Source organism: Variovorax sp. GW460-12-1-14-LB1 (assembly GCF_059423605.1).
Genome location: NZ_JBWKYF010000117.1, coordinates 1 through 13,107, shown reverse-complemented (window position 1 = coordinate 13,107; position 13,107 = coordinate 1). Strand labels below are relative to the sequence as shown.

Annotated in this window: 10 protein-coding genes and 1 pseudogene; all 11 read left to right on the top strand. The window is 70.5% G+C overall.

Features of this window, described 5'->3' with window-relative positions; genetic code table 11:
- Nucleotides 1-321: 321 nt before the first annotated feature.
- Entirely contained in the window at nucleotides 322-894 is a 573-nt protein-coding gene (locus AC07Y4_RS31505; protein WP_223301388.1) for an RNA polymerase sigma factor, read from the top strand.
- Nucleotides 891-1,889 (top strand): FecR family protein, encoded by a 999-nt coding sequence (locus AC07Y4_RS31500; protein WP_495275605.1) that lies wholly within the window; start codon nucleotides 891-893, stop codon nucleotides 1,887-1,889. The genes AC07Y4_RS31505 and AC07Y4_RS31500 overlap by 4 nt, the downstream gene beginning before the upstream one ends.
- 71 nt (nucleotides 1,890-1,960) lie before the next feature.
- Nucleotides 1,961-4,456, top strand: coding sequence for a TonB-dependent receptor (locus AC07Y4_RS31495; protein WP_495275604.1), 2,496 nt, complete (start codon nucleotides 1,961-1,963; stop codon nucleotides 4,454-4,456).
- Nucleotide 4,457: 1 nt separating this feature from the next.
- Nucleotides 4,458-5,849: an MFS transporter gene (locus tag AC07Y4_RS31490; protein ID WP_095746600.1), complete on the top strand. Its 1,392-nt coding sequence runs from the start codon at nucleotides 4,458-4,460 to the stop codon at nucleotides 5,847-5,849.
- A 51-nt stretch (nucleotides 5,850-5,900) separates the two neighbouring features.
- Nucleotides 5,901-7,574: a serine hydrolase domain-containing protein gene (locus AC07Y4_RS31485; protein ID WP_495275603.1), complete on the top strand. Its 1,674-nt coding sequence runs from the start codon at nucleotides 5,901-5,903 to the stop codon at nucleotides 7,572-7,574.
- Entirely contained in the window at nucleotides 7,571-9,937 is a 2,367-nt protein-coding gene (locus AC07Y4_RS31480) for an alpha/beta fold hydrolase (RefSeq protein WP_495275602.1), read from the top strand. The genes AC07Y4_RS31485 and AC07Y4_RS31480 overlap by 4 nt, the downstream gene beginning before the upstream one ends.
- The gene (locus AC07Y4_RS31475) at nucleotides 9,934-11,097 is read left to right on the top strand and encodes an alanine racemase (RefSeq protein ID WP_495275601.1); all 1,164 of its coding nucleotides are present in this window, start codon (nucleotides 9,934-9,936) and stop codon (nucleotides 11,095-11,097) included. Before AC07Y4_RS31480 ends, AC07Y4_RS31475 begins: the two co-directional genes overlap by 4 nt.
- A 29-nt stretch (nucleotides 11,098-11,126) precedes the next feature.
- Nucleotides 11,127-11,993: a MotA/TolQ/ExbB proton channel family protein gene (locus tag AC07Y4_RS31470; RefSeq protein ID WP_095746596.1), complete on the top strand. Its 867-nt coding sequence runs from the start codon at nucleotides 11,127-11,129 to the stop codon at nucleotides 11,991-11,993.
- A gap of 31 nt (nucleotides 11,994-12,024) precedes the next feature.
- Nucleotides 12,025-12,453: an ExbD/TolR family protein gene (locus tag AC07Y4_RS31465; RefSeq protein WP_495275600.1), complete on the top strand. Its 429-nt coding sequence runs from the start codon at nucleotides 12,025-12,027 to the stop codon at nucleotides 12,451-12,453.
- A gap of 28 nt (nucleotides 12,454-12,481) precedes the next feature.
- Entirely contained in the window at nucleotides 12,482-12,919 is a 438-nt protein-coding gene (locus AC07Y4_RS31460) for an ExbD/TolR family protein (RefSeq protein ID WP_062477298.1), read from the top strand.
- Nucleotides 12,916-13,107 (top strand): annotated as a pseudogene (locus AC07Y4_RS31455) (energy transducer TonB); the annotation flags it as partial. The gene AC07Y4_RS31460 and the pseudogene AC07Y4_RS31455, both read left to right, overlap by 4 nt.

Below are 13,107 nucleotides of genomic sequence, written 5' to 3'. Positions count from 1 at the left end.
GTGAGGAAGAGGGCAAGGAAGGTGGGGGGCTGCCTCCGGATTCGAATCATGTCGGTCTGTTTTCCGCGAATTGGTTTTTCTTCTGCCCCCGGTGAGACGAGTTCGAGCGCACTTTCCGGTAACGGGGCAAGGGGGAAAAGCCCTCGGGCCCGGCCTTCTAGAATTTCCGGGTCCGCCGCCGGGCATGGGAGTTCAAGGAAATTTCGCCGGCGGGCCTTCGCGCGTTACCGGAAATCTTCGGGCCGTTCGTCTCACTGTCTGTCGCCAATCCCGGCGACCTGCCGCTTTGTGTGTCGGCCCTTCAATTTCCAGGAGCGCTTCGTGGTTCTCAGTGACTTGGATGCCTGGTTCGTCAGCGAGGTGCTGCCGATGGAAGCCGCGCTCACGCGCTTCCTTCGCCGCAACTGGCGCGACGACGCCGAAGTGCCCGACCTGCGGCAGGACGTCTACGTGCGCATTTACGAGTCCGCCTCCAGATCCATGCCCGACCAGGTCAAGCCCTTCGTTTTTGCCACCGCGCGCAACCTGCTGATCGACCGCGCCCGGCGCGCGCAGATCGTTTCCATCGAGATCATTGCCGACCTCGACGCGCTCGATTTCTCGGCCGACGAACTCACGCCCGAACGCCATGCCGCCGGCCGCGGCGAGCTGCGGCTGCTGCAGACGGCGCTCGACGCGCTGCCCTCCAAGTGCCGCCGCGTGGTCGAGATGCGCAAGATCGACGGGCTCTCGCAGCGCGAGGTCGCCACGCAGCTGGGCATCACCGAGGACACGGTGGAGCGGCAGGTCTCGCGCGGCGTGCGCGCCCTGGCCGACGCCCTGCTGTCGGGCGGCGTGCAACTGGACACCAAGGCCTTCGGGCGAGCGCAGAACGAGCGGAGGCTCTCACCATGAGCGAAGCCCAGCGCATTGAATCCTTGGCCGCCGACTGGCTGGCCCGCCGCGACAGCGGCGACTGGACCGACACCGACCAGCAGCAGCTGGACGCCTGGATCGCCGCCTCCATCGCCCACCGCGTGGCCTGGCTGCGGCTGTCCAGCGCCTGGGAGCGCGGCGACCGGCTGGGCGCGCTGCGCACGCCAGCGGTTCCCATTCCCCTGCCCACGCCGGCACCCGCACCGCAAGCCGCACGTCCGGCCCCGCGCCTGTCGCGCTTCTCGCTGCAACGCATCGCCGCCGGCGTGCTCGTGGCCGCCGCGGGCACCGCCTGGCTCGGCTGGCAGTACACGCAGGAAGAACGCGGCCAGCACTACGCCACGGCCGTAGGTGCGCGCCAGTCGGTCGCGTTGTCCGACGGCTCGAAGCTCACGCTGAACACCGCCACGCAGGTGCGCACGGCCGTGAACGACAGCGGGCGCAAGGTGTGGCTCGATGCGGGCGAGGCCTACTTCGACATCGCGCACGACAAGAACCATCCCTTCGTCGTGATCGTCGGCGACCGCCGCATCACCGTGCTGGGCACGCGCTTTCTCGTGCGGCGCCAGGGCGAGCAGGTGAACGTGACGGTGGAGGAGGGGCGCGTGCAGATCGCCGCGGCCAAGCCCGATGCCCGAAGCGCCGAGCCCACCGTGCTCACGCGCAACCAGGCGGCGGTCACGCATGCCGACAACGTGCTCGTGATGTCGAAGGCGCCCAAGCAGGTCGACGACGAACTCAGCTGGCGCGAAGGCAAGCTCGTGTTCGACCAGACCACGCTGGGCGACGCGGCCGCGCAGTTCAATCGCTACAACCTGCGCAAGCTCGTGATCGCCGACCCGGTCATTGCGCAGGTGCGCATCGGCGGCAGCTTCGATGCGAACAACATGAGCGGCTTCGTGGGGCTTCTCAAGCAGGGCTTCGGCCTCGCCGCGCATGAGAGCGGCAACGAAATCAGAATTTCGAATCCGTAAATTACCGGAATGTGACGGGGCATTCGTCTCAGTGGGTACCCAAACAAATAACCACGCTGGAGACACACACAATGAATCGCACCGCGCCCCGCACCGGCCTGCCGCCCCAGATGAAGAAGCGAACGTACGGCGCACTGCGCCCCTGGGTCATCGGCGGCGCGTGGGCGCTGGCCAGCGGCATGGCCGCGCACGCACAGACGCAGGCCCCGCCGCAGGGCTTCGACGTGAGCGGTGGCGATCTCAAGACCGCGCTGGACGCCTACATCGCGCAGGGCGGCGTGCAGCTGCTCTACAAGGTCGACGACGTGAAGGGCGTGGCCACGCGCGGCGTGAAGGGTGCGCTCTCGCCGCAGGACGCGCTGGCGCGGCTGCTCGAAGGCACGCCGCTGCAGACGCGCCGCGGTGAGGACGGCGCCATCGTGATCTACACGGCCGCCGCTGCGAAGCCGCAGGCCGACGAGGCGCCGCAGTCGCTCGACAGCGTCACCATCACCGCCACGCGCCGCCGCGAGCCGGTGCGCGAGATCCCGATGCAGGTCAACGTGATGAAGGCGCAGGCGCTGGAGCGCGCGGGCGCCAAGAACCTGGCCGACTACGTGGCCGAGCAGCCGGGCGTGAACCTCACCAGCAGCGGCAGCGTGGGCGGCACGCTCACCATGCGCGGGCTGACCACCGGCCCGGTGCAAGGCATCGCGACCGTGGGCGTGTACGTGGACGACGTGGCCACCGGCATGAGCTCGGCCGGCGCGAGCGGCGGCAACACGCCGCTGGACATGGGCATGCTCGACCTCAGCCACATCGAGGTGCTGCGCGGCCCGCAGGGCACGCTGTACGGCGCCGGCGCCATGAGCGGCGTGCTCAAGTACGTGACCAATCAGCCCGACACCATGGAGTTCGCGGGCTCGGTGAAGCTGGGCACCTCGTGGACGCAGGGCGGCGGTCCGGGCTTCACGACCGGCGCGGTGCTCAACGTGCCGCTCAAGGAAGACGTGGCGGCCGTGCGCTTCGCTGCCTTCACCGACCAGTTCGGCGGCAGCTACGACGCCACGGGCCTGGCGCGCGGGCGCAACATCGACCGCGGCCACACCGACGGCGGCCGGGTCTCGCTGCTGCTCACGCCCACGCGCGAACTCACGGTGCGCCTCACGGGCACCGTGCAGGACGTGCATCGCAAGGGCCTGGGCTTCGAGGACATGGACCAGCGCACGCTGCGCCCCTGGACGCGGGAGCGCACGCGCCAGCTGTCGGCCAACGAGTCGTACAGCAACCTCACGCAGCTGTTCGGACTGGACGTGGAATACGACTTCGGCTGGGCCCGCCTGAACTCGATCACCTCCGCGCAGGACGTGAAGATCAACAACGTCGTCGACGTCACCGGCCGCTACGGGCCGCTGCTGAGCGCGCTGCGCGTGCCGGTGGCCTCGGTGCCGGTGAACAGCGCCGTGGAGCAGCACCGCGTCAGCCAGGAGTTCCGCCTGACCTCGCGCTCGGGCACCACCATCGAGTGGCTGGCGGGCCTGTACCTGAACCGCGAACGCGGCAGCAACAACGGCGTCATGGACGCCAACCTGATCGGGGGCCGCAGCCTCGGCCTGCTGACCTCGACGCAGTCCTCGCGCTACCGCGAGGAGGCGGCCTACGGCGACGTCACCTGGAACGTGACGCCCAGGTTCTCGCTCACCGGCGGCGTGCGCCTGGCGCGCAACAACCAGAAGTACGCCAGCCGCCAGACCGGCCAGCTCGTCGGGTCGGTCGCCGCCAGTGCCGCCGGCACCTCGTCGGAAAGCCCGACCACCTACCTGGCCGCCGCCAAGTACACGCTGTCGGAGACGAGCACCATGTACTTCCGCGCGGCCAGCGGCTACCGCCCCGGCGGTCCCAACGTGCTCAAGGCCGACACCGACCGCAACGTGGTGCAGCCGATGTACAACTCCGACTCGCTGTGGAGCTACGAGCTGGGCTACAAGGCCGACCTGCTGGACCGCACGCTGTCGCTGGAGGCGGCGCTGTACGACATCGAGTGGACCGGCGTGCAGCAGCCCACGCGCAGCGGCGCCTTCGTGTTCGTCACCAACGCGGGCGCGGCCCGCATCAAGGGCAGCGAGGTCACGCTCAACTGGAAGCCCAGCAAGGAATGGCGCTTCACCGCCAATGCCGCGGCCGTCGATGCGCGCCTGACCGAGGATGCCAAGGGCCTGGGCGCCAAGGCCGGCGCGCGCCTGCCGCACACGCCGCGCTTTGCCGCCACGCTGGGCGTGACGCGCAACTTCAGCCTGGCCGACCACCCGGCCTACGTCGGCATCAGCGCGCGCTACACCGGCAAGCGCGATGCGGGCTACCGCGGCAGCACGGCCATTCCGAGCATCAACATGCCGGCCTACACGCTGGTCGACCTGCAGGCGGGCATCGACTTCAAGCGCTTCAGCGTCTCGGCCTACGTGCGCAACCTGACGAACAAGCGCGGCATCGTGTCGATCGAAACCGGACTCAACGCGAACCCGAACCTGGTGACTGCGGCGCTCGTGCCCGCGCGCACCATCGGCGTGAACGTCAACGTTCCGTTCTGACATGTCGGGCCTCCCACCGTTCGCGGCACCGATGCCGCTGGATGCGGCCGCCCCTGCGGCCCTGGAAACGACCCGCAAGGCGCCCACCAGCGCCTGGTATGCGCTGGCGGTGCTCATCATCGCGACGGTGCTGGGCTCGATCGACAAGGTCATCCTCACGCTGCTGACGGAGCCGATCCGCCAGACGCTGTCGCTGTCCGACACGCAGCTCGGGCTGCTGCAGGGCGCGGGCATCGTGCTGTTCACCGGCATCGCCACCTTGCCGCTGGGCTGGCTCAGCGACCGCTACGACCGGCGCGTGGTGCTCGCGGCCTGCGTGGTGCTGTGGAGCGCCGCCACCGCCATGCGCGGCACGGCCATGGACTACGGCGTGCTGTTCGTCGCCTCGGTCGGCCTGGGCGTGGGCGAGGCGGGCCTCACGCCCATCACCAACAGCATGATCCCCGACCTGTTCCCGCGGGCGCAGCGGGTGCTGGCCAATGCGGTGTTCGCGTTGTCGGCCATCTTCGGCAGTGCGCTGGGCGCGCTGCTGGGCGGCACCATCGTGCACCTCACGGACGACCTGCGGCCCTGGCTGCCGGTGGCGATGCAGCAGCTCGAAGCTTGGCGCCTGACCTTCTTCGTGCTGGCCAGCGCCGGCATTCCGGTGACGCTGCTGGTGCTGTCGATCCGGCGCACGCCGCGCGGCGGTGCGCAGGAGGCCAAGGCCAAGCCGGGGGCACCGGCCACCGACGCACCGGGCGCCACGACCCTGCGCCAGCACCTGCGCCAGCACTGGCGCACCTTCGCGGGCCTGGTGGTCGGCGTGGGCCTGACCAGCGTGGGCCTGAGCTCGCTGGGCACCTGGCTGCCGATCCTCACGGCGCGCACCTACGGCGTCACGCCGGTGCAGATGGGGCAGGGCATGGGCCTGGCCTTCCTGTGCGGCACGGTGGCCGGCGGCCTGCTGGGCGTGCTGTCGATGCGCTACGTGCAGCCGCGCATGGGGCCGGCGGCGGCGCTGCGGCTGATCATGCTGGGCAATCTTTCGGCGGCGCTGATGTCGACGCTGCTGCTGTTCACGAGTTCGGCCAACCACAACTTCGCGCTGCTGGGCCTGCTGGTAGTGCCGCTCATCGGCAGCGCGGTGCTGCTGCCCAACGTGCTGCAGGACGCGGCGCCGCCGCACCTGCGCGCCCGCACGATCGCCATGCTCACGCTGGCCAGCCTGCCCTTCGGCGTGGTGGGGCCGCTCGTGGTCGGCATGTTGTCGGACGCCCTCAAGTCGATGCCCAACGGGCTGGCGGTGTCCATCGTCGTGACCACGTTGGTCGGCGGCAGCCTGGGCGCCATGGTGCTGCGCGCCGCCGAAGGCCCGTTCGTTCGCCTGATGCGCGAAGCGAAGCCGAACTGAGCCTGCTGCGTCGAGATTCCGCTTCCCCCTTTCATCGTTCGTTGTTCCTCCATGTCACAACCACACCCTTCAGCCTCTCTTCCTGACACCGCCTCCGCACTGGCCGCCATCGACGCGCTGGTGGCGCCCCTGAACCGCAGCGACGCGCCCGGCCTGGTGCTGGCCATCGCGCAGCATGGCCGCCTGCTGTACCGCCGCGCCGTCGGCATGGCCAGCCTGGAGATGGGCGTGGCGCTCAAGCCGACCACGCGCATGCGCATCGCCTCCACCAGCAAGCACTTCACGGCCATGGCCGTGCTGCTGCTGGCCGAAGACGGCCTGCTCGACGTGGAAGACCCGGTGCAGAAATACCTGCCCGAGCTGCCGCAACTGAGCGCCAACGGCCCCACGCTGCGCCACCTGCTCACGCACACCAGCGGCTGGCGCGGCCACGACGAGCTGTGGGCCATTGCGCACGGCCTCACGTTCACGCTGCCCGGCCCGGGCCTGCCGGCCATGGCGCGCCAGAGCGAGCTGAACTTCGAGCCCGGCACGCACATGGTCTACAGCAACGGCGGCTACTTCCTGCTGGCCAAGATCGTCGAGCGCGTGAGCGGCAAGAGCTTCAACGACTTCCTGAAGGCGCGCCTGTTCGACCCGCTGGGCATGGCGGACACCTCGTCGGTGGTGACCGACCTGGACGTGGTCCCCGGCATGGCCGGCCTGTACATGCCCGCGCCCGGCGGCGGCTGGCGCCGCGGCCTGTACCCGTGCGAACTCGACGGCGGCGGCTCGCTGGTGTCGACGGCGGACGACATGCTGCGCTGGCTCGCGCACATGCACGGCAGCGAGAAGATCGTGGGCAGCGCGAAGAGCTGGGCCCTGCTGTCGGCGCCGACCACGCTGTCGTCGGGCTCGAAGGTGAACTACGGCTTCGGCCTCGCGCGCCACCCGTACCGCGGCGTCGAGATCGTGCACCACGCGGGCGCCGTGCTCGGCGCGCAGTCGCAGATGATCAGCGTGCCCAGCCACGGGCTGGACATCATCGCCATGGTGAACGGGGCGCCCGTGTCGCCGTCGGCGTTGGCCCTCAAGGTGATCGAGCTGCTGCTGGGCGACGCGCTTGCGCCGCCCGAGGTGCGTCCGCTGGCCAGCGCCTTCCCCGCGCTGCCCGGCCAGCGCTACCACGCCCCCTCCACGGGCGGCCTGCTGGGCTTTGCGGACGTGGCCGGCAAGCTGGCGCTGTCGTGGCAGGCCGGCGAGGCCAGGCCCCTGAACCAGGGCGACGGCACGCTGTGGCTGGGCCTGCAGGACCTGCCGACGAACGACCTCGTGATCGACACCACCGACATCGACCCGCAACGCGCACCCGATGCCTTCGTGCTGCACGAAGGCGGCCAGCCGCGCCGCTTCGAGCGCCTGCCCGAGACCGCGCCCGATGCCGCGTCGCTCGCCGACGAACTGTGCGGCGACTACACCAGCCCCGACCTCGACGCCACCGCGCGGATGGTGCTGGTCGACGGCAGGTTGCAGCTCACGGTGCAGGGCCGCCACGGCCAGCATGCGTGCGTGCTGACGCCGCTGTCGGCCGACGTGGCGACGCTCGCCTCGGTCGACCCGGTGCTGGCCCAGCTGGGCAAATCGGTTCTCAACGTGGAGCGCAAGGGCGGCCGGGTCGTGGGACTGCTGTTCGCCACCACGCGCTCGCGAAACATCCACCTTGCCCGCCAGGAGCCCCGCGCATGAAGTTCTTCACCACCCTGTTCGCCACCGAAACCAACACCTTCGTCTCGGCCCCCACCGGCCTGGGCAGCTACGAGGAATACGGCATCTTCCGCGGCGACGCCAGCACGCGCGACGCCACCGGCTACGGCCTGTACGCGGTGGAAGTGCGCCGGCAGCTGGCCGCCGAAGGCCATGAAACGGTCGAGAGCCTGCTGGCCTTCGCGCAGCCGCTGGGGCGCACCGTGCGCAGCGTGTACGAGCGCCTGCGCGACGAGATCCTGGACGACCTGCGCAAGGCCGGCCCGGTCGACGGCGTGATCCTCGTGCTGCACGGCGCGATGGTGGCCGACGGCTACGACGACTGCGAAGGCGACGTGATCTCGCGCGTGCGCGAGATCGTCGGGCCGAACGTGCCCATCGGCGTGTCGCTCGACCTGCACTGCCACTTCACGCAGAAGATGGTGAACACGGCCGACGCGATCATTTGCTACAAGGAATATCCGCACACCGATGCCTTCGAGCGCCTGACCGAGCTGATCCGCATCGTGGTCGACACCGCGCAGGGCCGCGTGAAGCCCGTGACCGCCGTGCACGACTGCCGCATGGTCGGCAAGTGGCACACCACGCGCGAACCGATGGCCGGCTTCGTGCGCCGCATGCAGGACGCCGAAAAGCTGCCGGGCGTGCTCTCGGTGTCGTTGGGCCATGGCTTTCCGTGGGCCGACGTGCCCGAGTCCGGAGCAAAGCTCTGGGTGGTGACCGACAACGCCCCCGCGCTGGCCGCCAAGCTCGCCGAAGAACTCGGCCGCGGCTTCTGGGACCTGCGCCACGAGACCGGCGTGCCCTCGCTCTCGATCGAGGAGACGCTCGCCAAGGCCATGGCCGTGCAGGGCGGCCCCGTGGTCATTGCCGACACCGCCGACAACCCCGGCGGCGGCGCCACCAGCGACAGCACCTTCATGCTGCGCGCCGTGGTCGAGCGCGGCATCGGCGACGTGGCCTTCGGCGGCGTGTGGGACCTGGGCGCGGTGCAGTTGTGCCGCGACGCGGGCGTGGGCGCGAGCTTCGAGCTGCGCCTGGGCGGCAAGTGCGGCCCGGCCTCGGGCGACCCGATCGACCTGCATGTGACGGTGATGAACGTGGTGGAGGCGCATTCGCAGGGCGGCCTGTCGGGCGTGCGCACGCCCATGGGCCCGTGCGTGTGGGTGCAGGCGGCCGACGGCGTGGACATCGTGCTCATCAGCAAGCGCAACCAGGTCATCGGCGCCGATCTCTTCACGGGCCTGGGCATCGACCTGGCGGCCAAGAAGCTGGTCATCGTGAAGTCGGCGCAGCACTTCCACGCGGAGTTCGGGCCCCTGGCCAAGTCGGTGCTGTACGTGTCGACGCCGGCCTCGCTGAGCACCGACTTCGCCAACCTGCCGTACCGCGTGCGCGACCTGGACTACTGGCCGCGCGTGGAACAGCCCGGTCGCCCGTACCACATGGCCGCACCCGGCGAGCTCTACACCATCGACGGCCGCGCGATGCACCTGCAGCGCAGCGGCCCCGTGGCGGCCAGCGCGGCGCAGCCCACGATCGTGATCGAAGCCGGCGGCGGCTGTGCCTCGCCGACCTACGCGCGCCTGCAGCAGGCGCTGGCGGCCAAGCACCCGGTGATCAGCTACGACCGCGCCGGCATGGGTTGGAGCGAAGCCGACGACGCGCCCTTCGACGGCGAGCGCACCGCGCACCGCCTGCACGCGCTGCTCGAAGCCGCCGGCGTGACGGGCCCGATCGTGCTCGTCGGCCATTCGCTCGGCGGCCTGCTGAACCGGGTCTACGCGGGCCTGTACCCGCAACAGGTCGCAGGTGTGGTGATGCTCGACGCCAGCCACCCCGACCAGTTCGCGATGTACGAGCACCCGCCCGAATCGCAGTTCGCGGCCGAGCGCGTGAAGCGCGCGGACTTCCAGGCCGGCGGCACGCCGCCGCCGGAGCAGGCACCCATCGAGGCCCTGTTCGCCGACATGCCGCAGGTGCTGCGCCAGATGAAGGCGACCTACACGCCCGAAGCGCTCGACACCATGGTGGCCGAGGTGCGCGGCCTGCCGCACGTCGCGCGCCAGGCGGCCGCGTCGCCCGACTTCGGTGCGCGTCCGCTGGCCGTGCTGTGGGCCAGGCAGCAACCGCTGCCGGCCGGCGCCGATCCGGCCATTGCCGCGGTGCAGCAGCGCTGGCCCGAGTTCCAGGAAGCGCATGCGGCGCTGTCGACGCAACGCCGCCTGGCGTGCATCGAAGGCGCCGCGCACATGACGCTGGTGCTGCTGCCGCCGCTCGTGCAGCGCGTGGCCGAGGAAATCGACAGCGTGATGGCGCAGATCGCGTCCGGAACCGGCCGATGACGCCCCTGGCCGAACTCACCACGCCCGCGCTGCTGCTCGACGTCGGCGTGCTCGAACGCAACTGCGAAGCGATGGCGCAGCGCGCCGCGCGCCACGGCGTGGCGCTGCGCCCGCACCTGAAGACCGCCAAGTCGGCGGAGGTGGCGCGGCGCGCCACGCGCGGGCAGGCCGGCGGGCTTACGGTGTCGACCGTGGCCGAGGCCGCCTACTTCGCGCGCCACGGCTTCACCGACCTGACCTACGCCGTGGGCATCGACGCGAACAAGATCGAGGCGCTGCACGACATCCAGCGCACGCATGGCGCGCGCGTGACGCTGCTGGCCGATTCGGTCGAGGCGGTGCAGGCGGCCGGTGCCCGCGCGCGGGCGCTGGGCGCGAGCTTTCGCGTGCTGCTGGAGATCGACACGGGCGGCGGCCGCGGCGGCGTCGGTCCGCGTGACGACGGCCTGCTGTCGCTCGCGCGCGAGGTGCAGCGCAGCGAATCGCTGGCGCTGGCCGGCGTGCTCACGCATGCGGGCCACAGCTACCACGTGCAGGGCGGCACGGCGATCCGCGCCATCGCCGAGGCCGAGCGCGCCGGCGCCGTGCATGCGGCCGAGCGGCTGCGCGCGGTCGGCATCCCGGTCGAGGTGGTGAGCGTGGGCTCCACGCCCACGGCCGTGTGCGCGCAGACGCTCGAGGGCGTCACCGAGATGCGCCCCGGCGTCTACACCTTCTTCGACCTGGACCAGGCGGCGCGCGGCATCTGCGGCGTGGACGACATCGCGCTGTCGGTGCTGGCCACGGTGATCGGCCACAACCCGCGCTCGCGTCGCGTGCTGATCGATGCCGGCGCGCTCGCGCTGTCGAAGGACCAGTCGGCGGCTGAGTTCCGCGCCGGCCTGGGCTTCGGGCTGGTGTGCCGGGCCGACGGCACGGTGCCGCTGCCCGGCCTGTGCGTGGCCGAGCTGCACCAGGAGCACGGGCTGATCGCCTGCGAAGGCGATGACGACGCACAGGCCATGTTCCGCGCGCTGCCCCTGGGTGCCCGCGTGCGCGTGTTGCCGCACCACGCCTGCATGACGGCCGCGCCCTACGACCGCTACCACGTGGTGCAGGGCGCGGGCAGCGGCGTGCAGGCGGTCTGGGACAAGGCGCACGGCTGGCAGGCCGGCGCCTGAAGCAATCTATTTTTCTGGAGAAGACAACGATGACGAAGACATTCCTTGCACGGCTGACGGCCGTGGCCGCGCCCTTTGTTCTGGCCCTCGGCCTGGGCAGCGCGCCGCAACTCGCAGGCGCCCAGACGCCGGCCGCACCGCAGGCCGCGGCCAGTGCTGCTGCCGCCACGCCGGCGCCCGTGGCGGTGCCCGAAAAGCCCGCCGCCCCGGTTGCCGCGCCGGCCGCCACCGCCAAGGTCGACAACCCCTACGGCGTGGGCGCGCTCTGGTCGCAGAGCGATGCGGTCGCCAAGGCCGTGCTCGCCATCCTGGCGATCATGTCGATGGGCAGCTGGTACGTGATCGTCACCAAGCTGCTCGAGCAGATGCGCATGGGCCGCCAGGCGCGCGCGGTCGACAACGAGTTCTGGAACGCGGGCACCGTGCAGGCCGGCACCGCGCGGCTGGCCGAGGGCAGCCCGTTCCGCTTCATCGCCGACGCCGGCATGCAGGCCACGCAGAAGCACGACGGCCTGCGCGGCAAGGTCGACTTCGCCGACTTTGTCGACCTGTGCATCCACCGCGCCACCGAGCGCGTGCAGCGGCGCCTGGGCAACGGCATGTCGCTGCTGGCCACCGTGGGTTCCACCGCGCCCTTCGTCGGGCTGTTCGGCACTGTCTGGGGCATCTACCACGCGCTCACCGCCATCGGCGTGGCGGGCCAGGCCTCGATCGACAAGGTGGCCGGCCCGGTGGGCGAGGCGCTCATCATGACCGCCATCGGCCTGGCCGTGGCCGTGCCCGCGGTGCTGGGCTACAACTGGCTGCTGCGTCGCAACATCACCGTGATGGACGACGTGCGCGAGTTCAGCGGCGAGCTGCACTCCGTGATCCTGGCCGGCAGCGCCGCGGCCTGACGCGCGCGCACGCACGCAAGCGGATCGCGCCATGGCGATGAACATCCCGGCTTCCGGGGGAGACGAGGAACAGGCCATCGCGGCCATCAACACCACGCCGCTGGTCGACGTGATGCTGGTGCTGCTGATCATCTTCCTCATCACCATCCCGGTGGTCAATTACTCGGTGCCCGTCGCGGTGCCGAAGGAGCGCAACGAGGTGCGCGAGAGCAAGCCCGAGACCGTCGTGATCTCGGTGGAAGCCAGCGGTCGCACTTACTGGTACGACACGCCGGTGCGTGACACGCCCGCGCTGGTGGCGCGGCTCACCAAGGTGGCGGCCCTGAACCCGCAGCCCGAGGTGCACATCCGCGGCGACTGGCATTCCGACTACGAGCCGGTGGGCCGGATCATCTACGCCTGCCAGGCGGCCGGGATCGCCAAGGTGGGCTTCATCACCGAGCCGCCCGCGCGCAACTGAGACGAGCAGACAGCGAGACAAGCAAGCCATGCCAAGAAAACAGAAGCAGGGGCGGCGCAGCAGCACGCCTTCCGACGAGCCGATGATGGACATCAACACCACGCCGCTCATCGACGTGATGCTGGTGCTGCTGATCATGCTGATCATCACCATCCCGATCCAGCTGCATTCGGTGAACCTGAACATGCCCACGGGCAACCCGCCGCCCAGCGACCTCAAGCCCGAGGTGCTGCGCATCGACATCGACGCGCTAAGCGTCGTGCAGTGGAACGGCGAGCCGCTGGCCGACCGCACGGAGATGGAACGGCGCTTCGAGCAGGTCGCCGCGCAGGCCGTGCAGCCCGAGGTGCATCTGCGGCCCGACCGCCGCGCCAAGTACGAGGTGGTGGCCGGCGTGATGGCCTCGGCGCAGCGCACGGGCGTGAGCAAGCTGGGCATCGTGGGCGCGGAGCAGTTCATCCCATGAAGCGCTCCCGCAAGGACTTCAACCCGAAATCACGCTTCGGGCCCGTGGGCATCGCGGTGATGGTGCTGTTCCACGTCGGCGTGGGCTATGCGCTCGTGTCGGGGCTGGCGCGCCAGACGGTCGAGCTGATCAAGAAGCCGATGGACGCGACCATCATCAGCGAGATCAAGCCGCCGCCACCTCCACCC

Excerpts from the sequence above, each read along its gene's own strand:
- AC07Y4_RS31470 (WP_095746596.1), top strand. The coding sequence starts at position 11,127 with ATGACGAAGACATTCCTTGCACGGCTGACGGCCGTGGCCGCGCCCTTT.
- AC07Y4_RS31480 (WP_495275602.1), top strand. The coding sequence starts at position 7,571 with ATGAAGTTCTTCACCACCCTGTTCGCCACCGAAACCAACACCTTCGTC.
- AC07Y4_RS31495 (WP_495275604.1), top strand. The coding sequence starts at position 1,961 with ATGAATCGCACCGCGCCCCGCACCGGCCTGCCGCCCCAGATGAAGAAG.
- AC07Y4_RS31475 (WP_495275601.1), top strand. The coding sequence starts at position 9,934 with ATGACGCCCCTGGCCGAACTCACCACGCCCGCGCTGCTGCTCGACGTC.
- AC07Y4_RS31500 (WP_495275605.1), top strand. The coding sequence starts at position 891 with ATGAGCGAAGCCCAGCGCATTGAATCCTTGGCCGCCGACTGGCTGGCC.
- AC07Y4_RS31460 (WP_062477298.1), top strand. The coding sequence starts at position 12,482 with ATGCCAAGAAAACAGAAGCAGGGGCGGCGCAGCAGCACGCCTTCCGAC.
- AC07Y4_RS31465 (WP_495275600.1), top strand. The coding sequence starts at position 12,025 with ATGGCGATGAACATCCCGGCTTCCGGGGGAGACGAGGAACAGGCCATC.
- AC07Y4_RS31485 (WP_495275603.1), top strand. The coding sequence starts at position 5,901 with ATGTCACAACCACACCCTTCAGCCTCTCTTCCTGACACCGCCTCCGCA.
- AC07Y4_RS31490 (WP_095746600.1), top strand. The coding sequence starts at position 4,458 with ATGTCGGGCCTCCCACCGTTCGCGGCACCGATGCCGCTGGATGCGGCC.